Source organism: Verrucomicrobiota bacterium (assembly GCA_039027815.1).
Classification (GTDB): Bacteria; Verrucomicrobiota; Verrucomicrobiia; order Verrucomicrobiales; family JBCCJK01; genus JBCCJK01.
In genome coordinates this window covers 14,098-39,069 of record JBCCJK010000011.1, presented here as the reverse complement: position 1 = coordinate 39,069, position 24,972 = coordinate 14,098, and the positions used below count along the sequence as shown (strand labels likewise).

The window sequence follows — 24,972 nt, the reverse complement described above, 5'->3', positions numbered from 1 at the left end:
TGGTAGTAGGAGAGCCTCCACCTTCTTATGCAGCCAGTAGACCGGACCGCGCGCTCTCCTTTGCCGAGCTCCTTCGCTTGGCTGCGCTCTGGTGGAGGACGCTCGCTCTATGCGGAGGGCCCTTTTCGGCGCTCGGCTTCTCCCGATGCGAGTCGACCTTCGTTTTACGTGAATGACTTTGAATTGAGTGATTCCCGACCGTGGCGGATCGCGGAGAGAGGGCTGCAAGAGTTTCCTCCTCTGCCGGCTGCTGGAGACGTGCCGGAGCTGCATTGGAGCGAGCCGGATCGCCGGGCCTTCCGGCAAGTGTTCAACGCTCTCCAACGTCGCATCGCCGAGGGGGAATTGGAAAAGGCCGTTCCCGTGGTGGCGGAATGGGCGGAAGATGCCGCTGGCAAGGGTTTTGAGAAAGCGCTGGGAGCCATCCGCTCCCGCCAGCCAAGCTTTGCTGACTACGGATTTTACGAGGGGGATGAGGGTTTCCTGGGAGCGAGTCCGGAGGAGTTTGTCACGCTGGAGGACGGGATTTTGGAGTCGACCGCCTTGGCGGGGACCTGTCGGCCGAGCGAGGCCGAGCGCTTCGAGCTGGATCCCAAGGAAATTCGGGAGCACGAGCTGGTGGCTGGCTACTTGACCGACAAGTTGGGCGCCTTCGGCCCGGCGGTGCGCGAACCGCGAACCTTGGTGGAGGTGGGCGGTCTGGTGCATTTCTCATCGCGGATTTGTGTCAAATTGCTCAAGGACTGGGACCTCGATTGGCTGGTCCAATTCCTCCACCCCACCCCCGCGCTCGGGATCTTTCCCCGAACCCAAAGCGCTCTGGGAGAACTTCTGGCCTGGCGGAAGAGGCTGGGCGTGCCGCGACGTTTCGGCGCTCCGTTCGGACTGCTCCACCAAGGGCGCTTTGAGTCGGTCGTGCTGATCCGGGGTGGCTTCCGAGAGCAGGGACGTCTCGCCATCCCTTCGGGCTGCGGTGTCATCCGGGAGAGCCTGGTGGAGAAGGAGTGGCAGGAGCTAGCTGCCAAGCGTGAGTCGGTCAAAGGCTTGCTCGGCTTTCCTTTGCGTTCGAGCCTGGTCGAGACGCGATGACCGATTCGGAGAGCTGGCCCACCCGACTGATTGAGACCTTTCGCTGCTGCGGAATCCGGGAGTTTGCTTACGGGCTGGGTTCTCGCAATGCGCCTCTTCTCCACGCACTTTTCGGAGTGAGGGGCTTTTCCGGGTGGTCTTTTGTGGACGAACGCTCGGCGGGATTTTTTGCTCTCGGAAGGGCGCGGGCCAGCGGCCGGCCGGTCGCGCTCGTGACCACCTCGGGCACGGCGGTCGCGGAGTTGCTGCCGGCGCTAGTGGAGGCCACCTACCAGGCTCTGCCCCTCTTGGCCGTGACGGCTGATCGACCGAAGCGCTTTCGCGGATCAGGCGCGCCCCAGGCCATCGAGCAAGCCGCGATTTTTGGCGAGTATGTGGAAGGGGTCTCGGATGTGGCGGAGGGGGAGCGGTGGGACCTTTCGGCTTGGTCCCGACGGAGCCCCTGGCAGCTCAATCTTTGCCTGGAAGAACCGAGCTTTGGCGAGGGGCGAGCGGCGGAGGCCCTCCCGGAGGAGAGTGGGCCTCCGGCAGGCGGGCTGGACGAAGCGGCCGCGGTCTTGTCTCGCTTTTGCAATGAGTATGAGGAGGGCTTGCAGGTGGTGGTGGGCGATCTCAAGCCCTGGGAACGAAGCGCTGTGGCGGACTTTGTCCATCGGCTGGGAGCGCCGGTCTGGGCGGAAGGGAGTTCCACCCTGCGGGAGGTGAGCGGCTTGCGCAGCCAACTGTTGGTGGGAGGCGAGCCCGAGTTGCAGGGGCGTCGTTTTCTGCGGCTGGGCGGGGTGCCAAGCGGGCGCTTTTGGCGGGACCTGGAAGGGGCACCCCAGCTGGAGGTCCTTTCGGTGAGTGCCATGCCCTTTTCGGGCCTGGCCCGGGAGAGCACCTTTCTGCGGGCTCCCTTGGAGGATTTGCTTCCCAAGACGGGAGTCCGGCCTCACCCACGGGCGGTCGAACGGCTCCGGCGAGATGCGGGGCGCTTTCGTCGCTTGGAAAAGGCCCTCGCCACCTTCCCGGGCTCCGAGCCGGGGCTGGTGGCACGGCTGTCTCAGGTCATTCCACCGGAGGCGACGGTTTTTCTAGGGAACAGCCTCCCGATCCGGGAATGGACCTTGGCGGCTACCCGCCGCGACAAGCGCTGGGACCTGCATGCCTCCCGAGGGGCCAACGGAATCGATGGACAACTGGCGACCTTCTTCGGGGTGGCGGCCGAGGTGGAGGAGGCCTGGGCCTTGGTGGGGGATTTGACGGCGCTCTATGATTTGAACGCGCCCCTCATTTTGGAGTCCATGAAGCGTCGGCCCCGCTTGCGAATTGTGGTGGTGAACAATGGGGGAGGCCGCATTTTTGGTCGGCTCCCCGCCATGCAAGCGCTCGCGAAGAAGGACCTGGCCAAGCTGGAGGGAAGACGTGATTTTCCCTTTTCGAAGTGGGCCTCGCTCTGGCGCTGGAAGCACCTGCGGGTGGAGGGCAGTGAACCGGTCCCGAGCGATTTGCCGGAAGGGGGATGGCTTTTGGAATTGATTCCCGAGGACGCCCAAACCGAGGCCTTTTGGGAAGCGATTCGATGATGTATCTGCTGCACGGGGCGGTCGGGAGTTGGCGGGATTGGCTGCCTTTTCGCGAGACCTTGGAGTCGCTGGGGCAGGAGTGGTCTTTGGTGGATTTGTGGAGAGAACCCCGAATTTCGCTCGAGGAATGGGGGACGGATTTCAGTCGGCGGGCCGAGCCGGATTCACTGCTGGTGGGGTATTCCCTCGGGGGTCGGCTGGCTCTCCACGCGCTTTTGGCGGAGGCGTCTCCTTTTCGGGCTGGCTTGATCATTTCGGCCCACCCCGGGCTGCCCTCCCCGGCGGAGCGAAGCGAGCGCGGCCGGAGCGATCAGGCCTGGGCGGAGAAGGCTCGTTCGCTCTCGTGGACGGAGTTTCTGGGTGCCTGGTCGGCCCAAGGCGTTTTGGCAGGGCAGGTCGAGCCGAGTGATCGCGAGGCGCTCGAGCCCGAGCGAGAAGCCATCGCGGCCTCGTTTGAGAATTGGTCTCTCGGCCAACAGGCCGACCTCCGGCCGCAGCTCGCCCGGTGCGCCAAGCCCTTGCTTTGGCTGACAGGAGAGAGGGATGGGAAGTTCACCCGCTTGGGCCAGGAGTTGGCGGGACCGCTGGTGGAGCATCGCGTGCTCTCGAAGTCGGGGCATCGGGTGCCTTGGGAGGCGCCTCAGGGTTTTTCGGATGAACTGGTGGCGTTTGCCAAGGGGAGCGCGTAGCTCTGGGGGATCATGCCAGAGTGGACGCCCTTGCGAGAATTTGAGGACCTCCGTTTCGAGAAAACGGAGGACGGGATTGCGAAAATCACCATCAATCGGCCGGAGGTGCGCAATGCCTTTCGGCCCCAGACGGTCAAGGAGATGCTGATCGCGCTCGAGCTGGCCCATGAGGACCCCGAGGTGGGGGTGATCATTTTGACAGGCGAGGGGGAGAAGGCTTTTTGTTCCGGGGGCGACCAAAAGGTCCGGGGCGACGCTGGGTATGTAGGCGAGGACGGGGTTCCGCGGCTCAACATCCTAGACGTGCAACGCAAGATCCGCACGCTTCCCAAGCCGGTCGTGGCCATGGTGGCCGGCTACGCCATCGGTGGAGGGCATGTCTTGCATGTGGTCTGCGACCTCACGATCGCGGCCGAGAACGCGCGCTTCGGGCAGACGGGGCCCAAGGTCGGCTCTTTCGACGGGGGGCTGGGGTCCAGCTACCTCTCCCGGATCGTGGGACAAAAAAAGGCCCGGGAAATCTGGTTTCTGTGCCGCCAGTATGGTGCCCAGCAGGCGCTCGAGATGGGGCTGGTCAACACGGTGGTGCCGCTAGCGGAGTTGGAGGCAGAGACCCTCCAATGGTGCCGCGAGATGCTCCAGCATTCGCCGATCGCGCTCCGCTGCTTGAAGGCTTCCTTGAATGCGGATTGCGATGGGCAGATGGGCCTGCTGGACCTGGCCGGGAACGCCACGCTGCTCTATTACATGTCGGAGGAGGCCAAGGAGGGGAAGCAGGCTTTCATCGAGAAACGAAAACCCGACTTCTCGAAGTTTCCCCGTCTTCCCTGAATGAAGGCTTGGCTGCTGGCGGCTCGTCCCAAGACGCTTCCGGCGGCCATCGTTCCGGTTTGGGTGGGCTGCGTTCTGGCCGTCCAGGAGACCGGGGAGGGCAAGCCGGGCTTGGCCTTGTGCACGCTTTTGGCGGCCCTGGCCATCCAGATCGCGACCAATTTTTTTAATGACGCCATTGATTCCGAAAAGGGCGCCGACACCGCGGCCCGGCTCGGGCCGAGGCGGGCGACGGCTTCCGGCCTCTTTTCCGCGGCGCACATGCGAAAGGCGGCGCTTGGAATGTTGGGGTTGGCGGGTCTTTTCGCCATCCCGCTGTGCTTAAGCCGCGGTTGGCCTATTTTGTGGATCGGTTTGCCCTCGCTCTATTTTTCCTATGGCTACACGGGGGGGCCGCTGCCTTTGGCCTATCGGGGCTTGGGCGAGGTCTTTGTGATTTTGTTTTTTGGGCTGGTGGCGGTGGCGGGAACGGCTTTTGTCCAATGTGGTCGTTGGCTGGAGGAAGGGTTCTTTGTGGGCGCGCAAGTTGGGTTCTATTCGGCGGTTTTGATCGCCATCAACAATCTCCGGGATGTGCGAGAAGACACCGCCAGCGGCAAGCGGACGCTCGCGGTCCGTTGGGGCCTGCCCGGGGCCAGGCTGGAGATTTTTCTGCTTTGCCTCTTTCCGGCGGTCATGGAGTGGTGTCGGGAAGAGCGGGGCCCGGCGACCTATGTTTTGCCGCTCGGGCTGTGGATCGCTTTCCTGGTCCAGCGGACGCCTCCTTCCCGCGATTACAATCGATTCCTTGCGCTGGCTGCGATCCAACTGTTGGTGTTCGCGATTCTCTTTAGCTCTTCGTGACGCCCACCTATTTTCACCGCTATACGCTGAAGGCGCGCGATCGCTTGAACGCCGTGACGGGGCAAACGGAGTTCGCGGGGGCGCTCATTCGGCGGGGCGATGGGGTGGGCTGCCTGCACCCTTGGGAGGCGTTGGGGGATGCCTCGCTCGAAGCGGAGTTGTCGGCTCTTCGTTCCGGGCAACCGCTGGCTCTCGGGGAGAGGGCGCTGGAGTGCGCGCGGGAAGACGGGCGGGCTCGGCGAGGAGAGTATTCTCTTTTTCGCGGGCTCGATTTGCCTCGCTGCCATGCGACGCTGACCCGTCCGAGCGAGGAGGCGTTTGAGGAGGCCTGGGCCCAGGGTTTTTCGCGCTTCAAAGTCAAGGCCCGGCCTGACCAGCAGCAGTTGGATCTGGCTTTGGCGGGGATCAGTCGCTTGCCCCCGGAGGCCCGCATCCGCTTCGATTTCAATGAAGAGGGCAATGTCCATTTCCTGACTCTCTGGCTGTCCCGCTTGAGTCGGGAACAGAAAGCGCGCATTGAGTTTTTGGAGGATCCGTTTCCTTATGAGGATCCCCGGGATTGGCGGGAGTTTCATGGGCGGATGCGGATCCCCTTGGCGCTCGACCAGCACCTGCGGGACGCGGTCCGGGGGGAATCCCAGGTGGGGGTCATCAAACCGGCGGTCGAGAACCCGCCCAAGATCCTGGCCCAGCACCCCCAGATTCAGGATTGGGTCGTGACCAGTTACATGGACCACCCGGTGGGCCAGGCCTACGCAGCCTGGTGGGCGGCCCATCTGGACCAGAGCTATGAGTGGGGGGAGACCTTTCATGGACTGGCCACCCATCAGCTCTTCGAGCCAACCCCCTTCAGCGAGGAACTGCACATGATGGGCGATCGCCTGATCCCGCCAAAGGGGACGGGCTTGGGCTTCAATGAGCTGCTCGATAAGCTGCCATGGAAGCTCCTCTAGCGATCGAGCGATTTTTCGAAGGGCGGGCCCGGCCGGTTTTTCTGGCCGGCCCCGACCCGCCCTATGAGCCGGGTGAGGTGGAGGAGGCCATGGCGCGGCATGGACTGGAACATCACCTGGCTTTTGCGAGCTCCGGCACGAGCGGCCCGCCCAAGGTGGTTTGTCATTCCCGAGAGGGCATTTGGGCGCAAGCCGATCGCGTCAATCGGCATCTGCGGATTGAGGCCGCCTCGGTGCTTCTGCGCTGTCTGCCGTGGTGGCACGTAGGCGGCTTTTCCCTGCACGCGCGCGCGGTGCGGGCCGGGGCTCGTTTGGTGGAGGAGGATTCCAAGTGGGCGCCCGCGAGGCTGGCTGCGCTTCTCAGCCAGGAAGGGGTGACGCATCTCTCGCTCGTTCCGACGCAGGTCTTCGATTTGGTGGCGGAGAGAATTCCGGCACCTGCTTCGCTTCAGGCGGTGGTGGTGGGCGGGGGTGCGCTTTTGCCAGAATGGGGGGAGAGAGCCCAGGCTCTGGGGTGGCCTTTGCTGGGGAGTTACGGCATGACGGAGACCGGGTCCCAGGTGGCCACCCAGAGCCCGGGAGAGAGCTTCGCTCCAGAGCCTTTGCCCTTGCTAGAGGGGTGGTCTGCGAGGGTGGACCAGGGCGGGCGCCTGCTTCTTTCGGGTGGTGGACTTTGCTCAGGTTGGCTGCGGAAGGAAAACGATACCTGGCGGTGGGAAGAGGTCTCGAGTGAGTTGCCGACTTCTGATGAGGCCGAGGTTTTCACGCGAGAGGGGCAGTCATGGCTGCGGTCCCTCAGGCGAGGGGACGAGGTGGTGAAGATCCTCGGGGAACTGGTTTCCCTGTCCGCTGTGGAAGAGCGCTTGGGGAGGTCCGATGTGCTGGTTTTGGCGGTGCCGGAGGAACGGGCCGGCGCTCGCCTGGTTTTGGTGGGGGAGGGCTTGACGGTGGAGGAACTCGAGAGGGTGCGAGCCAGCTGGAATGGCGCGGCTTCTGGTTTGGAGCGGCTTTCGTCGGTTCACGCTCTGGAGCGTTTTCCCAGGAGCGATCTGGGGAAGGTGCGGCGCGCCTTGGTTCTGCGAGAGCTGACGAGCTAGGTTTCGACCACCCTCTGGGGGGCTTTTTATACCAATAAATAATGTGGATTGGTATTATACCAACCTCCAGAATTCACTGGAAGAATGGAGGGAAGGTGTTGTGGGGAAGAGGCGCTGAAGCGCGTGGAAGGGAGAGCCGGTGTCTTTCGAGCCAGCCCTGCGTTGCTCCTCGGTTACGGTGCCTGCACCGCGCCCTCGTCGTGCCTTGGTCTGGTCCGAAATCCACGCGGCCATTCTACCAGCCAATTCTGCAGCTTGGTATTAGACGGGCAGGAAGGGCGGTGGCGGGGGGACGTCGTTGACTTGGGCGAGGGGTTTTTTTCCTTGGAGCAGGCGGAGGAGGTTTTCGGTGGCCATAGCCGCTTGGCGCTGCACGGATTCGTGGGTGCGCGAGCCGACGTGGGGGGTGAGGAGGCAGTTCTTGGCCCCGAGGAGCGGGTGATCCGGAGAGGGGGGTTCTTGGTCGAGCACGTCCGCCCCGTAGCCGGCCAGTTGGCCACTTTCGAGGGCGGCCAGGAGGCTGCCGGTTTCGACGAGTTCGCCGCGACCACAGTTCAGAAGGACGGCTCCGGGTCTGACCTCTCGCAGGGTCTCGGCGTTGAGGAGGTGGTGGGTGGCTGGGGTGAGGTGGGTGTGGAGCGAGATGATGTCGCTCTCGCGGAGAAGCTGGCGGAGTTCCCGGCGCCGCTCGACCTGGTGGGTTCGGCAAAACGCTTCCGGCCAGTGGTTCCCATACCCCAGGCAAGTGAGGCCAAAGGCTCGAGCCCGGAGGGCCACTTCCTGGCCCACGCGACCGAGGCCGATGATGCCCATGGTTTTCCCGAAAATCTCTCGCCCGGTCTGGCGGGCCCACTGGCCGGAGGCCGTGGCATGAGCCTGCTGGACGAGGTTTTTCTGGAGCCCGAGAAGAAGGGCGAAGACATGCTCGGCCACGGTGGTGTGATTGACCCCCGGCGTGTAGCTGACGGGGATGCCGTGTTCGGTGGCGCAGGCGACGTCGATCTTATCGACTCCGATGCCATACTTGGCGATGACCTTCAGCCGGGGCAGGGAGCTTTCGATGACGGGGCGGGTGAGGGCGTCATCGCCACACAGGAGCGCATCGAACTGTCCTGCCAGCGCTAGCATCTGCTCTTCAGACAAGGGGCCGCGTTCCTGATGGATCTCGGCCCCGAAGGTCGCAAGAAGCTCGTGATGGGGCCCTGGAGTGTCTTGGTAGGAAGTGGTGGAGAGGAGGATTTTCATGGAGGAACGCCCCGTCTCGTCTCAGCAGGACGGCTCAGAAGACCCCGTCTTTTTTTGACGGCCTTCGGAATGCCCGAATGGGCTGATGGCGCGGCGGAGAAGGAAGAGGGGATGGAGGGAGGAGTTAGTCTTCAACCCGCTGGGCAGCGTCGGCTTCGATGGCTTTGAAAAGGAGAGCGCTCTGGGTGGCGACGGCTTCCTTGGCGGCCGCCAGTTCCTCCGGAGTGAGCGCGGCTCCTTCTTCGGGCAGGCATTGGCCGAAGAGGTAGTATTTGATTTTGGGCTCGGTCCCGCTGGGGCGGACGGCCAGTCGATACCCGTTGGCAAAGGTCATGATGATCATTTTTTCCTTCGGGATGGGGTCGCCTTCGGCGTCCAGGTAGTCTTTTTTGGCAAAGTCCATCACGTCGGTCACGGCCACGCCGGCCATTTCGCTCGGCGGATTTTCGGAGTAGGAATTGGCCAGTTTCTGAATCTGAGCGGCTCCGCTAGCGCCCTCGTAGTAGACGCTCTCGACGGTCTCCTTGAAGTAACCATACTGGGCGAAGACTTCGTCGAGGAGTTCCGGCAAGGTGAGACCTCGATGAGCGGCGTAGGCTGCGAGTTCGGCGAACATGACGACGGCCCCATTTCCGTCTTTGTCCCGCACGCTGTCGCTCCCGAGGTAGCCATAGCTTTCCTCGCCCCCGAAGATGAAGAATTTGCTGTGTTCGAGCCGGAGCGCGCGAGATGCCTCGGGGCTGAGCTCTCGATAGGCATTTCCCAGGTTCCCCGGAACGGCTTTTTCATACTTCAATAGCTTGTCGCCGATGTATTTGAAGCCCGTGAGGGTGTCGACCCAATGGACTCCGTAGGCCTGGGCGATTTTCTTTTGGAGATCAGTGGTGACGAAGGTTTTGATGATGACGGCCTGGCCTTTGTTTTCCTCATTCAGCCAACCCAGTTCGAACATGGTTTTGGTGCGATACCAGGCCATGAGCGAGCCAATCTGATTCCCGGTCAGCAAGACCATCTTGCCGTGGGCGTCGCGCACCACCACTCCCATGCGGTCGCAATCGGGGTCGGTGCCAATGACGATGTCGGCCCCCTCCTTTTCCGCGAGGTCGATCCCCATTTGGAGTGCGGGAGCGTTTTCGGGATTGGGTGACTCGACGGTCGGGAAGCGGCCATCCTGGACGTCTTGCTCCGGCACGGTGAGGCAGTCGAAACCCAACTTTCGCAGAAGCAGGGGGGAGTGAATGCCCCCTGTGCCGTGGATGTTGGTGAAGACGACCTTGGGTGGATGGTCCGTCTTGAGGAGTTCCGGTCGCAAGAGAAGCCCTTCCACGCTCTGGAGATAGGCCTCGTCCACTTCATCGCCGATGGCTTTGACCTCTCCCTGTTCGCTTTCGGGAAGAGGGTGGTAGGTTTCGCTCTTGATGGCGTTCACTTCCGCGATGATGCCCGAGGCGTGCGGCTCCACGATTTGGGCACCGTCGTTGAAGTAGGCCTTGAAGCCGTTGTCGTGCGGCGGGTTGTGGCTGGCCGTGAGCATGATGCCGGCGTCGGCTCGAAGGTGACGGGTGGCAAAGGACAGATAGGGGGTGGAGCGACAACTGTCCTTGAGGTAGGCATGGCAGCCATTTTCGGCGGCCGTGCGAGCGGCGAACTCTGCGAAATCGCGCGAAAAGTGGCGGGTGTCGTGGGCGATGACGAGGGCTGGCTTGCGATGGGTCTCTCCCTGTTCCGTCAGCCACTTTTTCAGGTAGGTGATCATGCCCCGGGTGGAGCGGCCCACGTTGAAGTAGTTCATGGCGTTGGTCCCGGTGCAGGGGAACTCGGGTCGAGCCAGCGCTTGAGGAGTGCCGCGCTCGGCTTGGGTCACGAGCTTGCCGATGGTGCGACTGCGAAGTCCCCCCGTGCCAAAGGCCAAGGTGCGGAAAAAGCGGTCGTTCAGCTCGGACCACTGGCCACCCTGGACCAATTCCTGAATGCTTTCCGAGTAGATCGGGTTGCTGCTGCCCTCCAAGAGAGAGAGGATGTTCTCGCGGCTGGAGGGCAGGAGTTGGCCGCTTTCGACGGCGGCTTTCAGGGAAGAGGAGAGGTCGGTCATAGGGGAAGAAGGGAGGACGGAGATTCGCTCGGATCAAACCGCTGGGCCCAGACGTAAGCAAAGCAAAAGTGTTGTCTCCTCGAAGAAATGACACGATGCTCATTTGATTATGGAAACCAAGACACTCACCGCTGAAGAAACCTCTGCCATTACGGGCAGCTTGGAACATTTACTGGCTGACAGCTACGCCCTCCTTGCTATGACCCAAGTGGCCCACTGGAATGTGGAGGGCCCCCATTTTTTCCAACTCCACACGGCTTTTCAGGGGCAATATGAGGAGCTTTTCGCGGCGGTGGATGACATCGCGGAGCATCTCCGAGCCCTCGGCGCTTACGCTCCTGGAGGGCTCACGATGCTGCAAGAGCTGACCGCGATTGGCCAGATCGAGCGGCGTCTTTCTTCCAAAGATTTCGTGGCAGAGCTTTTGGACGCTCACGATACCCTCATGGCCCGCGCCAAGGAGGGACGACGGATCGCTTGTGAGGCGGGCGATACCCAGACGGAGGATCTCTTCATCGAGCGCCTTCGGGTCCATGAAAAAACCGCTTGGATGCTTCGCAGCCATCTGAAATAACCGTTTCGAAGAAAAGGCCGCGGGCGCGGCCTTTTCTTTTGAGGAAAATTTGAGACTGAGTCGCAATCTGAGTTGAATTCCCTCCGGACCTGAACCACCCTCTTATCGTGCTCGAAACTTCCAGCCCAACCAAGAATGTCTCTCTGGATTGCCCGCTTTCGGAGACCTGCAATTTATTGAGTTTGGTGGATGCCGTGACGGTGGAGTGGTTTGGCAAGGGCCCTTTCATTGGAGACGCTCTCTTGGACCTCCGGACGGCTTTGGCTCACCTGGCACAGGATCCTGAAGAATCGGTGGGCGCGTTTCTGGCGGTCAGGTCTGCGCTCGAGAAGGTGAGCTATTTTAGTGCTTACCAGATTCGCCGTCGCTTGGAGAGACTTCTGGTGGTGGTGGTGGAGGGGCCAAAGGGGCTCACGGAGTTTCCTCTGACTCTCTCTTGGCGTTCGGTGGCGCTTCTGAAGCAGGCAGCCAAACGGGATCGCTTTGAAAAGGGGCTGGAAGACTGGTCCGCGCTCCAAGTTCGTTTTCAGCGCCGCTCGCGTTAGGGGGATCAGCCCAGCTTTTCCCCTTTGCAGAGCAGTTTCTTTTCCGCCGCCACCCGGGCGCACTTGCGACAGTAAAAGGCAGGCGGAAAGAGGAGGGCGTGGAGTCGATCAAAGTCCTTTTCGATCTCCTTTTTGCTCCAATCGCACAAGCGTTTGCCCATCGTCCCCTCCTTATACCAACCTCCAGAATTCACTAGTAGAATGGAGGGAAGGTGATATGGGGAAGAGGCGCTGAAGCGCGGGGAAGGAAGAGGCGGTGTCTTTCGAGCCAGCCCTGCGTTGCTCCTCGGTTACGGTGCCTGCACCGCGCCCTCGTCGCGCCTTGGTCTGGCCCGAAATCCACTCGGCCATTCTCCCAGCCAATTCTGCAGCTTGGTATTAGACTCGTTGCCAGACGCTGAGTTGGCTGACCGTCCATTGAAACTTGCGGCGGGTCTCTCGGATGAGGAAGGGCAGATCTTGATAATGCCGTAAGCGGAAGTGGGGGCTGAGGAGCCGCAAGAGGCTTTCCAAGGTGGTCCGCGCCTGGCCCTCGACGACACGACCTCCCAGCCAGCGATCCTTTGGGGTGTAGTCCTCCAACCAGGTGGCAGGGGTGGCCAAGATGAGCGCCCCTCCTTTCTTCACGAGAGTGGGCAGGCGGTCGAGCAAGGCTTGCGGTTCCGGGAGCCGGCAGAGGAGATTGGCTCCATGCACGAGATCAAATGGGCCCAAGTCGTCCGGCAGCTTGCAGGCGTCTCCTTGTTGGAAGCGGACCCGTTCGGGGTGGGCCGTTTCCGGAAGGCGAGCCACGAGCGGGCTGGTGATTTCTCCCTCTTCCAGCTTCTGGTAGGGCAGCTCTCGCCGGGTGCGCAAGGCCTCGGCCGCTTTCACGAACGCTTGCGAGAAGTCGATTCCCAGGACCTGAGCAAAGTAACGGCTCAGCTCAAAGCTCGAACGGCCCACAGCACAGCCCAAGTCGAGGGCCTGCGTCTCGGGCTCGCCCCCTTCTTGGAAGAACCCCGGGAGCCGGGAGGCGGATTCGCTCACGGTGCGGACCGCGAAGTGGAGAGCGCTGACCGGTCCAAAGTCAAACTCCAGAATTTCCTCCGGGCCTCCGTAGTGGAAGAGGAGGTATTCGTGGAGGAGTTTTTCGGACTCGTAGGGGTTCATCTTTTGGAAGAGGTTTCGGGGTCAGGTGAGCTGTTCTTCAACTTGGGTGAGGGCGTCTTCGAGGGCAGTCAGGGTGGGGACTTCTTGATCGGGTGAGAGTTTGCTTTTGAGGGCCTGGGCGAAGAAGCGTTGCAGGTTCTGGCGAGTTGGGCCGGAGAGGGTGTGACTGGGGCCAGCTTTGTCATTCTCGAGGACGGTGGCCTCTCGCTTGGCGTGGGGCCGGCTGAGAATTTGGCGGTAGGCGTTGAGGAGATGATCCAAAAGAATCCACGGGAAGTTCGGGCTGCCAGGGGGGCCGACTACCAGGGTGCGGGTGCGGTCGGTGTGGAGCCGGATTCCTTGGACATCCACCTTGAGTTCGGGCAGTTGCTCCCCCCGCCACCAGGCCGCCCCCGCTCCCAGCAGCCCGCCCAGGGCGGTGCCCGCCAAGAAGGAGGTGCCGCCCACGGCCAGGTCGAGCGCGCCCCCGGCGGTGGCCCCAGCCACGGCCCCGGCCGAGAGGAGTTGCTGTCGATTGAGGCCCCAGCGTTTCCAGGTGTCGGCGATTTCCAAGTCGGGCAAAGCGAGCTCGGCCTCTTCGGCTTGCAGGAGGTGATGCCGGTAAAGGGAGAGGAGCTTTTCGAGACAGGCGCGCTGCCGCTGCGCGATTCCCTGATGATAGCGGGCCCGCAGCGTTTCGGTGGCCGCCTCCTTGCGCCGGGGGGACTCAAACTCGGGCAGGGTGAGGGCGGCTTCGGCTCGCCAGGGGAGGGTCTTTCGGAAGTGTTCGTAAAGGAACTCGGCGGCCTGGGCGCGGCGATCCAACCATTCGTTTTGGAGGTGGCGTATGGTTTCTTCGATGTGGCCGCGGTGATCTTCCTCGATCGAGAGAAGGGCTTCAAAAAGCTGGAGGCGCTGCGGAAAGCGGGCCTGGTGGGCGTTGAAGGTGCGGACGAGGTTGAAGTGGCTGCCCAGTCGAGTTTTCCAAGCTTCGCGGTGTTCGGGATGCTCGCTTTGCTCGTTCAGGATGGCGAGGCGGGGTCGACCCGACCAGCGGAGAATCTCCATTTCCGCCTCAAAGTCATCGCGGAGAGGTTTGGAGGCATCCACGACGTAGAGGATGCCGGCCCCGGCGAGAATGGGTTGGAGGAGCAAACGCTCGTCCTCGAAGTCGCCCGTTTTTTCCGCCGCTTCGGCAAAACCGCGGAGGTGCTCAAGGCTGGGCACGCGGGTGGCCCCGGCGCGCTCCTGGATGGCTCGCATGGCTTCGATGGCCTGATGGAATCCCGGGCTGTCCAGAAAACGCACCACTTCCCGGCCTTGGATGGCCAAGGGGAGGACCTGAACTCGGGTCGTTTCTCCAGGCGTGGCGGTGATGCGGAGGCGCCGCTGGTCATCGATTTCCAGGAGGGTCGCCAGCACGGAGGTCTTTCCCATGTTGACTTTGCCGACCACCACGAAGTGGGGCAGCTGCGGGAGGACGGGCGAATCGGTCATGAGGCGCCCCATGCAATGCAAGCGGTGTGCGGGTCTTGCAACTGATCGGTCCATTCTTGGACCGCGGCAAAGCGCTCTCGCGAGGGGGGCTGAGGCTGGCCGGGCGAGCCGTCAAAAACCAGCAACCAGATGGGGAGTTCCGGACGGCCTTTTTCGCGAATCTTGGCTAAGAGGGCCTGGCATTGCTTGGGGGCAAAGGCCCAGTCTTCGATCAAAAGCACGACTCCGCCGGAGGCTTGGCTGGCGATCCCGAGGGCGCGAGCCTCTTCCGCCGCGTCCAAGACGCCCACCCGGAGTTTGTCGGTCGGCGCGATCCGGAGTTTTTGGAGGAGGAAAGGGCGGAGGCTCTCCAGGGCGACTTGGCTTCCTCCGAGATCGAGCAGCACGGCCTCGTCTTCTGGCGCGGTGAGAGGCAGTTGGAGCTCGGAGCCCACCAGCGCCCTCCAGAGCCGTCGATGACGGACCGCATCGAAGGAGAGATGGCGGAGCGCCTTTTTTTCTGCCAGACGAAAGGCGCCCCAGAGGAGCACCCGAGGGAGCAGCCCCCAGACGAGCAGGGCGGTCGCCAAAAAAGGCCACCAGACCGCCGCATTGGCGGGAGGAGGGAGTTTCTCTGAGCCGATGAATCGCTGTTGCGCGGCTTCCAGGGCTTCGCGGCCCGGCGCCAAGGCGTGGCCGGTCCAAGACCAAGGCGTTTCCAAGATCCCCAAGGTGGCTTCCAGGAGGCCCTGAGTGGCGCTGCCAAAGGAGCTTTCCCAATGGAAGCGCGTGTCGAAGGCCATCAAGCAGGCAAAGAAGCCGGCCAGCAGGCCGAGAAAGAATCCCAGCGGTAGCCATTGGCTGAGAGAGGCCAAGCGAAAGAGAAAGGGTTTCTCTTGGAGAATGACTGCCGTGGGTCCAGGCAAAACAGAACGAAGACCCTTGGCCAGGCCGAGGCGAAGAAGTCCCCACGCTGGAGAGAGGCGAGCGGGAGCCCCCAGCAGGGCCCCCACTGCCAGCAGAACCAGAAAGAGCCAGGGGATGGCGAGAGCGCTCAAAAGGAAGAGAACCAGATGAATGGAATCGCTCGCGACGGACCGCAGCCCAAAGAGGGTGGCGATCCCGAGGAGGGCCCCCAGCAGGCCCAGGAGGAGCGCGGCTCCTTGCAACAGGCTGGCCAACTTTTTGCCGGTGGGCAGATCCGGGCTCGTCTGCTGAAGCCATCGGCGAAAGAGGGCCTGCCGTTCCTCAGCCCCCCCGCGGACGGGAACCGCGAGCGGGGCGGGCTCCGATTCCGAACCGGCGAGCACCTCGAATTCGCTCCACTCGGAGAAGGACCAAGAGCGACTGGCTTGAGGCAAAGGTTTTTCCACGGCTGGAGGATTCTAGACCGAAAAGGCGACGAGAGCGACTGAACGCTTTTCTAGTCGCCACCAGAAGGGGAAGAGAGCAGGAGGTCTTGGGCTGCTGTTTTAGTCGTGTAATTCAAAACATGAATTTTAAGTCATAAAAAGTAGACGGAATCCGCCGCGCGTGTCGTATCAAGGGTGCCATGCGCAATAACAACCTAATCCAAAAATCGTTATCCCTCGCAGCCCTTTTGGCTGTGCCGTTCTCGCTGAAAGCGGACCTCGCTCCTCACGTCACTTCCCTCCCTGAAGGACCCGCCATCACTGCTGAAGATGTGAAGGCGGCCCAGAAAATGTGGGGTGATGCCGTCGTGGCCATCGGGGCCGCTGGAGAAGATGCTCCGAAAGTCGCTGAAGAAGCCGCTACCGCAGCCTACGCCTTCGAACTGGGAGCCATTCAGTTCAAGCCCACCTTGGCCGCGGAAACGCCCTTCCGCCCTGATCTCGAAGGAGCATTGAGCTACTTCGTTTCGGGGAATGACAGCTATGCTGAGGACAAGGGCTTCGCGCTCAAGCCGTGGTCGAATGTTCGCTTCGACAACCACACCGTGAGCATGCAGGGCAACATCGCGATCGCGATGGGCCACTACTACTTCACAGGCCCTGATGGAACCGAGACCAAGGTCGAGTATTCCAAAGGGTATGTGAAGATGGAAGACGGAAGGGTTTTGATCTTCCTACAAGATTCCTCCCTGCCCTATTCGGCTGGCTGAACCTTTTTGTAACCTTCACCCAAAGCCTGCATTCGATTTTCGAATGCAGGCTTTTTTGTGTTCGCTTGGGAAGGTTCCGGGAAACAGAAAAGTGCGGGGGGCAAGCAAAGCCTCTCGCGCTTTCGCCACCCGCTTTATACCAAGCTCCAGAATTCACTGGAAGAATGGAGGGAAGGTGGTGAGGGGAAGAGGCGCTGAAGCGCGGGGTAGGAAGAGCGGGAGTCTTTCGAGCCAGCCCTGCGTTGCTCCTCGGTTGCGGTGCCTGCACCGCGCCCTCGTCGCGCCTTGGTCTGGCCCGAAATTCACTCGGCCATTCTACCAGCCAATTCTGCAGCTTGGTATGAGGTGGCTAGAAGCGGTCTCATAAATAGGACGATTTCTATTCATGGAGACCGCTTTTTGAAACCGCCTAGTATCGGTGGGCCGCGACGTCCCCGGCGCGGCGGGTGCGATGAGCTAATTCGTAAACCAGTCACCTACCCACGGCCTTTCCGGCTACCTATCACTTGGGGATGAACTGCACCCTGTAGAAGAAGTCTCCCCCACCGCGCCGGGGACGTCGCGGGCCACCGGGGAAAGCTTGCTACTGTAGTTTTCGGGGGTCTTCTGCTGGGATGGTCTTCGCGATATCCTATTGTTTCTCTGCCCTATTCCTCCACGACTTCTATTTGCGAGACCGCTTCTAGTTTTGGAGAGCGGCGATCAGGTATTCGCTGGGACGGAAGTGTTCGATGAGCACTTCTTCTTGGTCTCCGCGCTTCATGCGAACTTGTTTGAGATCAAAATTCGGCGTTTTGTGGGGGGCGAAGAGGATGTCGTCGTGGGTGCTGTTTTCGTGCTTCTTGAACATTTCGGGAACGATGTCGCCCCCGAGGTGGTCATCGCGACCCGTGGCCAAGTGACAGGTGCCAAGAACTTTTTCGTCTTGGATGTCCGCGCCTGAGACGGGGAGAACCTGGGTTCCGAATCCGAGTTCGCCCAAGGTTCCCGTCATGGGGTCATCGGCGAGCCGTTGGTTGTGCGCGTCGATGGTTTCCTGGTTCCCCTCAATGAGGGTGGAGTGGATGATGTTGCGATCCCGCACTTCCAAGACACCGAGGGTGCCATCTTCATACTTCATGGGAAACTGGCCATTGGCATCCACGGGGACGAAGTAGACTTCTCCGGCCGGGAGGTTGGCGATGTCGGGTGTCCGGCCGTGACAGAGACCATGGGATTTCTGGGCGTCTTGACCGTTGAGGTCGAGGGAGGCGGTGAGAACCTTGCCATCCTCCAAGGAGAAGTCGATTTCGATGGTGTCGGCGTTGCTGAGGGCCAAGCGGAGTTTTTCGGCGTCCCGGCTGACGTCCCGATAATCGACGGCCAGGCCTGTATTCAAAATGACATCATTGACCCCATGCATGGTGGCCCCGCGGAAGCCGAATTGTTTGGCCTTTGCAGTCAGGGGGGCGGTCGCTGAGAAGGTGGAGACGCACAGAATCAGGTCGTAGTCCGGGTAGAGATCTTGGTCGAAGGAGAGTTGATTGCCCTCGATGTCCCAGACGGCGTCCTTCAGGTCGAGGTTGGAGCCGTGGGTCATTTCGTAGGCGAACATTTCCCCGCCGTGCAGACCAAGCTCTTTCATGACGCCATCCCGCAGCCCGTGGTAGAAGACTTCGTAGGCCTTGCGCTGGATGGCGTAGTCTGGATTTTCCAGGTAAGCGTGTCCGGCGAACTCGGTGGCGGGCGCTTCCAAGTCGATCAGAATGCAGACTTTGCAGCCTTCCGTCGGTTCGAAGACGGAGCCGAGGAGTCGAGCGAGATCGAAGGGGGGGAAGGTTCGCTGGGCGGGATCGAAGACAAGAGGTTGAGGGGCGGTAGCGGTGGTCATGTATTTTGTAACGAGTGAATCGTGGGTGATACGAATCAGCGAGAGTCTCGGGTATTCCCTCGGAATGATGGCCGGGGAGGGAAGTGGGGCGGCCGCTCTACCACCTTATCCGGCAGTTTGGTATTACTCGATGGCGATGAGGGTGACATCGTCATCAAAGTCCTTCCGGCCGGAAAACTCTTGTGCGACGACCAGGAGGCGATCCACCAATTCGAGTTTGGGCTCTCGCATGAGATCCCCAATGGTTTTTTGCATGGCGCCTTCGCCAAAGAATTCGCCCGCTTCATTCTCGACCTCTGCGATGCCATCGGTGTAGAGGAGGAGCCCGTTGATGGTGTCCATGGAGCACTCGAGGGTGTCGTAAGAGGTGTCTCCCACCAAGCCGAGCGCAGGTCCGGCTTGAAAATCACTGTCCTCTCCCAGAGGTTGGCAGGTTTGCTCTTCCCGTTTGAAGGAGAGTGGCATGGGGTGCCCGGCGCTCGTCACGATGAGGGAGCGACGCTCGGTATCGATCAGGGTGTAGCAAGCGGTCGCCATCATGGTGATGTCGGCATCCCGAAAGACGCGCACCAGGCGCTGATTCAGGTGGTGAATGAGCTGGCCGGGATTTTGGGAGAGGTCCCGCTTTTCCTCAATGATGCCTCGCAGGATGGCGCCGACCATGGCGGCGCGGACTCCGTGTCCCATGACATCGCAGACGAGCACCCCCACTTGGGTGGGGCTGATGGGCACGATGTGGAAGATGTCGCCGGCGACCGCGGTCGTGGGAAGAAAGCGCTGCGTGAGGCAGAGGGTGGAGCTTTGTTCGCCAAAGCGGATGGTGGGCATCTCCTGCGGCAAGAGCGCGATCTGGAGCTCGCGAGCGAGGGCGAATTCCTCCTGCATGGACTCGTTTTTCGCCTCCAATTTGGAGCTGGCCTCTTGCAATTTGCGCTGGGTTTCCACCAGTTCGGTCACGTCGTTGGAGACGCCGAAGGTCCCTCGGATGGTGCCCGCCTTGTCGAAGAGGGGCATCTTGCTCGTCATCATCCAACTGACCTCATCCTGCTTCGATCCGGCGTAGGTGAGGCGTTCTAGTTTGCGGACGAGCGGTTGCCCTGTGCGCATGATTTTGGTTTCGTCAGCGAGGGCGATCTTTTGGTGCTGTTCGCTGAAGAAGTCGGCATCGCTTTTCCCAATCACTTCCTGAGGCCGGCTGCGACCGAGTAGTTCGGCTTGGCTTTGATTAGCGAGGGTGAATTTCGAGTCTTTGTCTTTGAAGTAGACGTGGACGGGGATGTTATCGATGAGGGTGCGCAGCAGGTGCCGCTCTTCCTGAAGGGCTTCTTCGATGGTTTTGCGAGGGCTGATATTGATCATCGAGCCAGCCAGCCGCAAGGGGCGGTCTTGCTCATCCCAAACGCCAATGGCGCTCATCCGCAGCCAAATGTAGTCGCCACTCTTGCGCTGAAAGCGGGCTTCGATGTCGAGGGTCGGGGTTTCCCGAGCGTCCCGGAGGTATTGCGTGAGTTGGGAGTGGACGAGCGCGTAGTAGTCCGGATGGACCCAGGCCTTGAGGTTGGTGAAGATATTGGGCATTTCCTCGTCCTCCACTTCCAGGAAGCTGCGGATGCGATCGGAGAAATAAATCTCATCGGTTTCGAGGTTCCAATCCCAGATCCCTTCGTTGGAAGCCCGGAGAGCCAGGGTGTAGCGCTCGTGGCGGAGGGAGACGTTTTCTGTCTTGGGAGCGGCTGGTTGGGCGGAGTCGCTAAATTGGGAAGAAATCATGTCTTCCGGGCGGAGGTAGAGCTGGATGGACGGCTCGTCTTCCGAAGCCTCCAGTCTCCCATCGATCGCGAGCGGTATGCGCACTTCGTCCGCTCCTTGGTAAATGCTTTCGTAGAAGCGGATTTCTTCTCCGGCGGCGATCCGCTCAAGCACTCGTTGGTGATCCCCTCGCAGTTCCTCCACCACGTAGTCGGTCAACCGGCGGCCTACGAACGATTCCGGGGCCCCATCCAGCCAATGGCCAATGGCACTGCTGACAAAGCGAATGGTGCCATCCGAGGGATGGAGTTCGATGCGGCCAATATTGGCTTGGTCTAAAAGTGGATGAAGGAATTCCTGCGAAGCAATGCGCGCTGACATGGGAGCTTGGATCGGGAAAACAGAGGTCGCGGGCGACCTGAGGTGGGAGTTTGACACGAGGTGGCGAAGGTTGAAAGGATCAATTCGTGCCCGATGCCCAGGAGGGCTTCGGGTGAAATGCCTCTTATGCCGACCGCGCTGGAAGATCTGGGCTGGAACGATGCGCTGGAGCGCGAGTTCCGGAAGCGTTCCCAGGGCCAAACGGTGGTGCCGGCTCTGGTGACGGGCGACCTCGGGATCAGCTACGAGGTGCTCTTGCAGGAAGGAGTCTGGACGGAAGCCGAGCTGGCGGGGCGCCTCTTTCACGAAGCCCAAGTCCAGGCCGATCTCCCGGCGGTCGGCGATTGGGTTCTGCTTAAGGAAGCGCCCGATGCGGAGAGAGTGGGCTGGCGGGTGGTGGCGCGGCTTGCTCGGCGTTCTCGTTTCTCTCGCAAAGTGCCCGGCCGGGGCACGGAGGAGCAGGTGATCGCTGCCAATGTCGATGCGGTGGTGATCGTGACCGACGCGGAGGTCGATTTCAATCCCCGGAGGATCGAACGCTTCCTGATGTTGGCCGCACGGGGAGGGTGCCAGCCTTGGATTTGGGTCAATAAGGCGGATTTGGTGGCGGAGGAAAGGCAGGCTCATCGGGTCGCCGAGCTCCAAACCCTCTTGGGGGCGCCCGAGCGGGTGCTTTCGGTGAGTGCGGTCACGGGCGAGGGGCTGGAGGCCTTTCGTCGGCAGCTGGGTCCGGGAAGAGTGTTCACCTTGGTGGGCTCCTCGGGCGTGGGGAAGTCCTCGCTCGTCAATCGACTCTTAGGAGAAGCGCGCCAAGCGATCGGCGAGGTGAGTGAGGCGACCGGGAAGGGGCGTCATACGACCACCCGACGCTTTCTTTTGCCGTTGAAAGGAGGCGGGGTCTTGATCGACAACCCTGGGATCCGAGAAGTGCAGCTCTGGACCGACGAGGAGACTTTGCGAGAGGCCTTCCAGGACCTGGAAGTGCTCGCGGCCGAGTGCCGTTTTCGCGATTGCCGTCACCAAGGGGACGCGGGTTGTCGGATTGAGGCCGCCATCGCCCAGGGAGAACTTTCCCCTGAGCGCTATGAGAACTACCTCGCCCTGGAGGACGAGATCGCTCTTTTGCAAAAGCGACAGGCCCGTTGGAAGAGCAATTTCGAGCGCGTTATGAAACGGGAGAAAAAAATTGAGGCCAGGAACCCGGGGGATCGGTTCTATGACCCGTTGAGCGAGCTGGAGGATTGAGCGGCCTCTCGCTCTGCAATTCGGGCAGCTCTGGATTGACAGGGCCCTGGCACTTGGTTGGGTGCGGGCATGGCAAAAGAAAGAGTCTTGGTCACGGGCGGGGCCGGCTACATCGGTTCCCACACGGTTCGTCAGTTGGCCGCAGCTGGCTACCAAGTGGTGGTTTTGGACAACCTAGCTTACGGGCACGAGGGGGCGATTGTAGACGAAGGGGTGGAGCTGGTTTTGGGGGACATGTCCGATGCCCGTTTGATCGAGTCGATCTTTGCGCAAGGCCCGATCGCTTGTGTCATCCACTTCGCGGCCTTCGCCTATGTGGGGGAATCGGTCACCGACCCAATCAAGTATTACCAGAACAACACGGCCGCCCCCCTCACGCTCCTGCGGGCCATGGAAAAGCATGGCTGCCGCCAGTTCATCTTTTCTTCCACCTGCGCGACCTACGGCGAACCGGAGCGGATCCCCATCACCGAAGACTTGAAGCAAGACCCCATCAATCCCTACGGACGAAGCAAGCTCATGCTGGAGTGGGTTTTGAAAGACTGCGATCGGGCCTTCGGGCTCAAGAGTGTCTTTCTGCGCTATTTCAATGCCTGCGGAGCGGCGGCCGATGGAAAAATCGGCGAGGACCACGATCCAGAGACCCACCTCATCCCGCTCGTGCTGATGGCCATCCGGGGAGAACGGGATAAGATCACGGTCTTTGGCACGGACTACCCCACGCCCGATGGCACCTGCATCCGGGACTACATCCATGTCGACGATCTGGCCGACGCGCACTTGCGGGCCTTCGCTTACTTGAGCCAAGGCGGCCAGACGACGGCCGTGAATGTGGGAACCGGGGAGGGAGTTTCGGTCAAAGAAATCATTGAAAAGGCCGAGGCGGTCACCGGCCAGAAGGTGCCGCTGGAGTATGGAGAGCGTCGTGCGGGCGATCCCCCTCGCTTGGTGGCCGATCCGTCCAAGGCCAAGAAAGTGCTCGGCTGGGTGGCCCAGCACCGCGACGTGCGCAGCTCCATCGAGTCCGCCTGGAATTGGATGAAGAGTGGAGAGGGCCAGGGGCGTTTTCTCAAGTAGCCGACAAGAAATCAATGAAGCTAAGCAGAACACCCCGCGTCTTTTCCCGCCGGCAGATGGTTGGGGGGCTTCTCTTTGGGGTGATTCTTTTTGTCTCCGACCGAAGTTGGGGAGGTGGAGCGTTTCTGGAAGCGGGCGGCCTCGTGGTGATGGAGGCGGAGTCGACCAGCTCCAGGCTGGGCTCCTGGAAGTTGAAGACAGAGGTTCCCGATTACCTGGGGTCGGGACATCTCGAGTTCACCGGCAATGAGATCGAGAGCGGTCCCCCCAAGTCGCCCCTTCGGTATGACTTTCAGATTTCGACCGAGGGCCGCTACACCTTGGTGATGCGGGCCCACAAGCGACTCGAGACCAAGCGAGAGGACCTCTCTAATGATTGCTACATTGAACTCTCGGGCGATTTCGAGCCGGGTGGGGAGGCCTCGTCCCGCATCCTGCGAAGCGAAAACAAGTTTTTCGGCGGGGCCGAGGAAGGGTGGGGTTGGGCGCAGCGCTTGGATGTGGACCATCAGCAGTATTTCGCGGTCTACCAACTGAAGGCCGGCCAGACCTATCGGCTGACGGTCTCGGGTCGCTCCAAGAACTTCAATCTCGACCGCATCCTCCTCTTCCATGAGTCCCACGACCTGCGGAAGATCCGCAAGGAAAGCCCGCCCGAAAGCCAACGAATGGAGGCCGGCCAAGGAGGAGGCTCCGACTTCGGCTTGGCGCAGCGGACGGTGCGGGACCTGACCAATCGCGCCGGAGTGACCATCTCTGCTCAACTCCTGGACAAGACCGATACCGCGGTCGTGGTCTTGGTTTCAGGCCAGCGAGTGGAGATTCCTTTCAGCCAACTCTCTGCGGAGGATCAGGCTTTTTTGAGGGATTGGAGGCCTTGAGAGGACGCTGCCTTATTTTCGATTTTGGGGGGCGCCTGCTAATACCAACCTCCAGAATTCACTGTTAGAATGGAGGGAAGGCGGAGTGGGGAAGAGGCGCTGAAGCGCGGGGAAGGAAGAGCCGGAGTCTTTGGAGCCAGCCCTGCGTTGCTCCTCGGTTGCGGTGCCTGCACCGCGCCCTCGTCGCGCCTTGGTCTGGCCCGAAATCCACTCGGCCATTCTACCAGCCAATTCTGCAGCTTGGTATAACGGGAGGAGCTAATAGGCGTCTGGATTGAAGGGCCGGCGACGGGAAGGGCTGTCGAGCGGGGGGCGAGTGGGGTCGACAGGGCGCTTCACAAACTGGAATTGGGCCCGGTCCCGATCCGGGCGGAATTTGTCTGGTTTGGAAGAGGCGGAGGCTTCGGCGGGGGCGCTGGTCTCGGTCGCAAGGCAGGGCCCGCTCACGAGAACGTGGCAGTGAGGGCAGGGGGCGGGCTCGCCATGGTAGCCGACCGGGTGATCGATGACGATCCATTCTCGGCAGGCCGGGCAAGTGAAGGCCAAGGGCTGTTCGGAGGCGGCTCGCTCGGCCTCGGAGGAAGAGCTTTGCGCACGCGGAGTCGGCAAGTGGGAGCTTTCCAGAAAAGGATTGGCCTCTTGGTGACTGGGCGTGGCGATGGGCCGGATGGGCAGGGGTCCCTCAGGCCCCGGGGCCCGAGGAGCCGCTCCCGGTGGGGGGGCGACGAGATCAAAGGGGCTCTCGATTTTTTCCTCGGACATGGTGCCATTGTATCAGGTCTGGTTCTTTTTGAAAACCTCCTACACAGAGGGCGTTCAGCGGTGGAGGCGGCTGTCGAGGTGAAAGATTTGCCCAGAAATGGTGGCGAAGCTGGGGAGGGCGGCCAGAAAGCGGGCGGCTTCCGAGACGGGGGTGAATCGGCCCAAGGCGTGAGCCCGCTGGGCGGCCTCTTTCACTGGCTGGGGGAGAGCGGCGGTCATTTTGGTCTCGAGCCAGCCCGGATGGACGACGTTGACACGGACATTGCGAGGGCCCAGTTCGGCGGCCAGCGATTTGGCCAGCCCGTGGAGTCCGGCTTTGGCGGCGGCGTAGGCGCTCTGGCCGATGGGGCCGTCCAGGGCGGCTTGGCTGCCGATGAAGAGAATGGTGCCGTTTCGTCTGCGGGCCATGCCGCGGGAGACGGCGCGGGCCGCCCACATGGCTCCGCGCAGATTGGTATCGATCACGTGCTGCCAAGCGGCCGGGTTCTGGCGAGCGAGCAATCGGTTTTCCGCGACGCCCGCGAAGCAAATCAACAAGTCGACGGCCGGGCGTGGCTCAAAGTAACGCTGGGTGGACTCGCTTGAGAGCACGTCGAGTTCCTCGCGCCCGGGGGCCTCGACCTTCCAGCCTTGGGCCTGCAACTGCCCACGGGTGGCTTGCGCGAGGTCTCCTTGTCCGCCGGTAAGGATCGCCAAGGGGGCCTGGGCACTGGGAGAATCCGCCACAGACCACCCTTGACGACTTTTTTTGGGAG

23 protein-coding genes are annotated in these 24,972 nt (G+C 61.6%); 13 read left to right on the top strand and 10 right to left on the bottom strand.

Annotated features, from left to right (window positions below; genetic code table 11):
• Nucleotides 1-27: 27 nt before the first annotated feature.
• The 7 genes from AAF555_04995 to AAF555_04965 are packed head-to-tail and all read left to right on the top strand — an operon-like array spanning nt 28 to nt 7,067.
• Nucleotides 28-1,089: a chorismate-binding protein gene (locus tag AAF555_04995; protein MEM6910921.1), complete on the top strand. Its 1,062-nt coding sequence runs from the start codon at nt 28-30 to the stop codon at nt 1,087-1,089.
• Nucleotides 1,086-2,654, top strand: coding sequence for a 2-succinyl-5-enolpyruvyl-6-hydroxy-3-cyclohexene-1-carboxylic-acid synthase (gene menD, locus AAF555_04990; GenBank protein MEM6910920.1), 1,569 nt, complete (start codon nt 1,086-1,088; stop codon nt 2,652-2,654). The genes AAF555_04995 and menD overlap by 4 nt, the downstream gene beginning before the upstream one ends.
• A complete protein-coding gene (locus AAF555_04985; protein MEM6910919.1) occupies nt 2,651-3,343 on the top strand; it encodes an alpha/beta fold hydrolase in 693 nt (230 codons plus the stop codon). The genes menD and AAF555_04985 overlap by 4 nt, the downstream gene beginning before the upstream one ends.
• Nucleotides 3,344-3,355: 12 nt before the next feature.
• Nucleotides 3,356-4,174: a 1,4-dihydroxy-2-naphthoyl-CoA synthase gene (gene menB, locus AAF555_04980; protein ID MEM6910918.1), complete on the top strand. Its 819-nt coding sequence runs from the start codon at nt 3,356-3,358 to the stop codon at nt 4,172-4,174.
• Nucleotides 4,175-5,017, top strand: a complete 843-nt coding sequence (menA, locus tag AAF555_04975) for a 1,4-dihydroxy-2-naphthoate octaprenyltransferase (GenBank protein ID MEM6910917.1) — start codon at nt 4,175-4,177, stop codon at nt 5,015-5,017.
• On the top strand, nt 5,014-5,970 hold the full coding sequence (locus AAF555_04970; protein ID MEM6910916.1) for an enolase C-terminal domain-like protein: 957 nt from the start codon (nt 5,014-5,016) through the stop codon (nt 5,968-5,970). The genes menA and AAF555_04970 overlap by 4 nt, the downstream gene beginning before the upstream one ends.
• The gene (locus AAF555_04965; protein ID MEM6910915.1) at nt 5,955-7,067 is read left to right on the top strand and encodes an AMP-binding protein; all 1,113 of its coding nucleotides are present in this window, start codon (nt 5,955-5,957) and stop codon (nt 7,065-7,067) included. The genes AAF555_04970 and AAF555_04965 overlap by 16 nt, the downstream gene beginning before the upstream one ends.
• A 261-nt stretch (nt 7,068-7,328) precedes the next feature.
• On the opposite strand, the gene AAF555_04960 is transcribed toward AAF555_04965, so the two are convergent.
• Nucleotides 7,329-8,312 carry a phosphoglycerate dehydrogenase gene (locus tag AAF555_04960; GenBank protein MEM6910914.1) on the bottom strand — a complete coding sequence of 328 codons (984 nt, stop codon included), beginning with the start codon at nt 8,310-8,312 and terminating at the stop codon, nt 7,329-7,331.
• Between the two features lie 124 nt (nt 8,313-8,436).
• Nucleotides 8,437-10,404 carry a phospho-sugar mutase gene (locus AAF555_04955; GenBank protein MEM6910913.1) on the bottom strand — a complete coding sequence of 656 codons (1,968 nt, stop codon included), beginning with the start codon at nt 10,402-10,404 and terminating at the stop codon, nt 8,437-8,439.
• Between the two features lie 109 nt (nt 10,405-10,513).
• On the opposite strand from AAF555_04955, the gene AAF555_04950 reads away from it, so the two are divergent.
• Complete coding sequence (locus AAF555_04950) at nt 10,514-10,978, top strand: DNA starvation/stationary phase protection protein (protein MEM6910912.1); 465 nt, start codon at nt 10,514-10,516, stop codon at nt 10,976-10,978.
• A 107-nt stretch (nt 10,979-11,085) separates the two neighbouring features.
• Entirely contained in the window at nt 11,086-11,523 is a 438-nt protein-coding gene (locus tag AAF555_04945) for a hypothetical protein (protein ID MEM6910911.1), read from the top strand.
• Between the two features lie 5 nt (nt 11,524-11,528).
• Here AAF555_04945 and AAF555_04940 read toward each other — a convergent pair whose 3' ends face one another.
• The 4 genes from AAF555_04940 to AAF555_04925 form a co-directional block, all read right to left on the bottom strand.
• On the bottom strand, nt 11,529-11,684 hold the full coding sequence (locus AAF555_04940) for a hypothetical protein (GenBank protein MEM6910910.1): 156 nt from the start codon (nt 11,682-11,684) through the stop codon (nt 11,529-11,531).
• A gap of 217 nt (nt 11,685-11,901) precedes the next feature.
• Nucleotides 11,902-12,675, bottom strand: a complete 774-nt coding sequence (locus tag AAF555_04935) for a putative 4-mercaptohistidine N1-methyltransferase (GenBank protein MEM6910909.1) — start codon at nt 12,673-12,675, stop codon at nt 11,902-11,904.
• A gap of 21 nt (nt 12,676-12,696) precedes the next feature.
• Nucleotides 12,697-14,151: a DUF3482 domain-containing protein gene (locus AAF555_04930; GenBank protein ID MEM6910908.1), complete on the bottom strand. Its 1,455-nt coding sequence runs from the start codon at nt 14,149-14,151 to the stop codon at nt 12,697-12,699.
• On the bottom strand, nt 14,148-15,503 hold the full coding sequence (locus AAF555_04925) for a DUF2868 domain-containing protein (GenBank protein ID MEM6910907.1): 1,356 nt from the start codon (nt 15,501-15,503) through the stop codon (nt 14,148-14,150). The genes AAF555_04930 and AAF555_04925 overlap by 4 nt, the downstream gene beginning before the upstream one ends.
• Nucleotides 15,504-15,736: 233 nt before the next feature.
• Between AAF555_04925 and AAF555_04920 the strand changes: the two genes are divergently transcribed.
• Nucleotides 15,737-16,252, top strand: coding sequence for a hypothetical protein (locus AAF555_04920; protein ID MEM6910906.1), 516 nt, complete (start codon nt 15,737-15,739; stop codon nt 16,250-16,252).
• A 682-nt stretch (nt 16,253-16,934) separates the two neighbouring features.
• On the opposite strand, the gene AAF555_04915 is transcribed toward AAF555_04920, so the two are convergent.
• Together AAF555_04915 and AAF555_04910 are read right to left on the bottom strand one after the other, a co-directional pair.
• Nucleotides 16,935-18,122: a hypothetical protein gene (locus tag AAF555_04915; protein MEM6910905.1), complete on the bottom strand. Its 1,188-nt coding sequence runs from the start codon at nt 18,120-18,122 to the stop codon at nt 16,935-16,937.
• Nucleotides 18,123-18,245: 123 nt separating this feature from the next.
• A complete protein-coding gene (locus AAF555_04910) occupies nt 18,246-20,252 on the bottom strand; it encodes a SpoIIE family protein phosphatase (GenBank protein ID MEM6910904.1) in 2,007 nt (668 codons plus the stop codon).
• 126 nt (nt 20,253-20,378) lie between these two features.
• On the opposite strand from AAF555_04910, the gene rsgA reads away from it, so the two are divergent.
• The 3 genes from rsgA to AAF555_04895 all read left to right on the top strand — a co-directional run bounded on the left by rsgA (nt 20,379) and on the right by AAF555_04895 (nt 23,455).
• Nucleotides 20,379-21,497, top strand: a complete 1,119-nt coding sequence (rsgA, locus tag AAF555_04905; GenBank protein ID MEM6910903.1) for a ribosome small subunit-dependent GTPase A — start codon at nt 20,379-20,381, stop codon at nt 21,495-21,497.
• Between the two features lie 69 nt (nt 21,498-21,566).
• On the top strand, nt 21,567-22,574 hold the full coding sequence (gene galE / locus AAF555_04900; GenBank protein ID MEM6910902.1) for a UDP-glucose 4-epimerase GalE: 1,008 nt from the start codon (nt 21,567-21,569) through the stop codon (nt 22,572-22,574).
• A gap of 80 nt (nt 22,575-22,654) precedes the next feature.
• On the top strand, nt 22,655-23,455 hold the full coding sequence (locus AAF555_04895) for a hypothetical protein (GenBank protein MEM6910901.1): 801 nt from the start codon (nt 22,655-22,657) through the stop codon (nt 23,453-23,455).
• A 258-nt stretch (nt 23,456-23,713) separates the two neighbouring features.
• Here AAF555_04895 and AAF555_04890 read toward each other — a convergent pair whose 3' ends face one another.
• Both AAF555_04890 and AAF555_04885 read right to left on the bottom strand, forming a co-directional pair.
• Nucleotides 23,714-24,217 carry a hypothetical protein gene (locus AAF555_04890; GenBank protein ID MEM6910900.1) on the bottom strand — a complete coding sequence of 168 codons (504 nt, stop codon included), beginning with the start codon at nt 24,215-24,217 and terminating at the stop codon, nt 23,714-23,716.
• Nucleotides 24,218-24,271: 54 nt separating this feature from the next.
• The gene (locus tag AAF555_04885; protein MEM6910899.1) at nt 24,272-24,943 is read right to left on the bottom strand and encodes an SDR family NAD(P)-dependent oxidoreductase; all 672 of its coding nucleotides are present in this window, start codon (nt 24,941-24,943) and stop codon (nt 24,272-24,274) included.
• Nucleotides 24,944-24,972: the final 29 nt, after the last annotated feature.

Bases quoted from the DNA above. Each gene is read 5' to 3' on its own strand.
- AAF555_04995 (MEM6910921.1), top strand. From the start codon at position 28: ATGCAGCCAGTAGACCGGACCGCGCGCTCTCCTTTGCCGAGCTCCTTC.
- menD (MEM6910920.1), top strand. From the start codon at position 1,086: ATGACCGATTCGGAGAGCTGGCCCACCCGACTGATTGAGACCTTTCGC.
- AAF555_04985 (MEM6910919.1), top strand. From the start codon at position 2,651: ATGATGTATCTGCTGCACGGGGCGGTCGGGAGTTGGCGGGATTGGCTG.
- menB (MEM6910918.1), top strand. From the start codon at position 3,356: ATGCCAGAGTGGACGCCCTTGCGAGAATTTGAGGACCTCCGTTTCGAG.
- menA (MEM6910917.1), top strand. From the start codon at position 4,175: ATGAAGGCTTGGCTGCTGGCGGCTCGTCCCAAGACGCTTCCGGCGGCC.
- AAF555_04965 (MEM6910915.1), top strand. From the start codon at position 5,955: ATGGAAGCTCCTCTAGCGATCGAGCGATTTTTCGAAGGGCGGGCCCGG.
- AAF555_04960 (MEM6910914.1), bottom strand. From the start codon at position 8,312: ATGAAAATCCTCCTCTCCACCACTTCCTACCAAGACACTCCAGGGCCC.
- AAF555_04955 (MEM6910913.1), bottom strand. From the start codon at position 10,404: ATGACCGACCTCTCCTCTTCCCTGAAAGCCGCCGTCGAAAGCGGCCAA.
- AAF555_04950 (MEM6910912.1), top strand. From the start codon at position 10,514: ATGGAAACCAAGACACTCACCGCTGAAGAAACCTCTGCCATTACGGGC.
- AAF555_04940 (MEM6910910.1), bottom strand. From the start codon at position 11,684: ATGGGCAAACGCTTGTGCGATTGGAGCAAAAAGGAGATCGAAAAGGAC.
- AAF555_04935 (MEM6910909.1), bottom strand. From the start codon at position 12,675: ATGAACCCCTACGAGTCCGAAAAACTCCTCCACGAATACCTCCTCTTC.
- AAF555_04930 (MEM6910908.1), bottom strand. From the start codon at position 14,151: ATGACCGATTCGCCCGTCCTCCCGCAGCTGCCCCACTTCGTGGTGGTC.
- AAF555_04915 (MEM6910905.1), bottom strand. From the start codon at position 18,122: ATGACCACCGCTACCGCCCCTCAACCTCTTGTCTTCGATCCCGCCCAG.
- AAF555_04910 (MEM6910904.1), bottom strand. From the start codon at position 20,252: ATGTCAGCGCGCATTGCTTCGCAGGAATTCCTTCATCCACTTTTAGAC.
- rsgA (MEM6910903.1), top strand. From the start codon at position 20,379: ATGCCGACCGCGCTGGAAGATCTGGGCTGGAACGATGCGCTGGAGCGC.
- galE (MEM6910902.1), top strand. From the start codon at position 21,567: ATGGCAAAAGAAAGAGTCTTGGTCACGGGCGGGGCCGGCTACATCGGT.
- AAF555_04890 (MEM6910900.1), bottom strand. From the start codon at position 24,217: ATGTCCGAGGAAAAAATCGAGAGCCCCTTTGATCTCGTCGCCCCCCCA.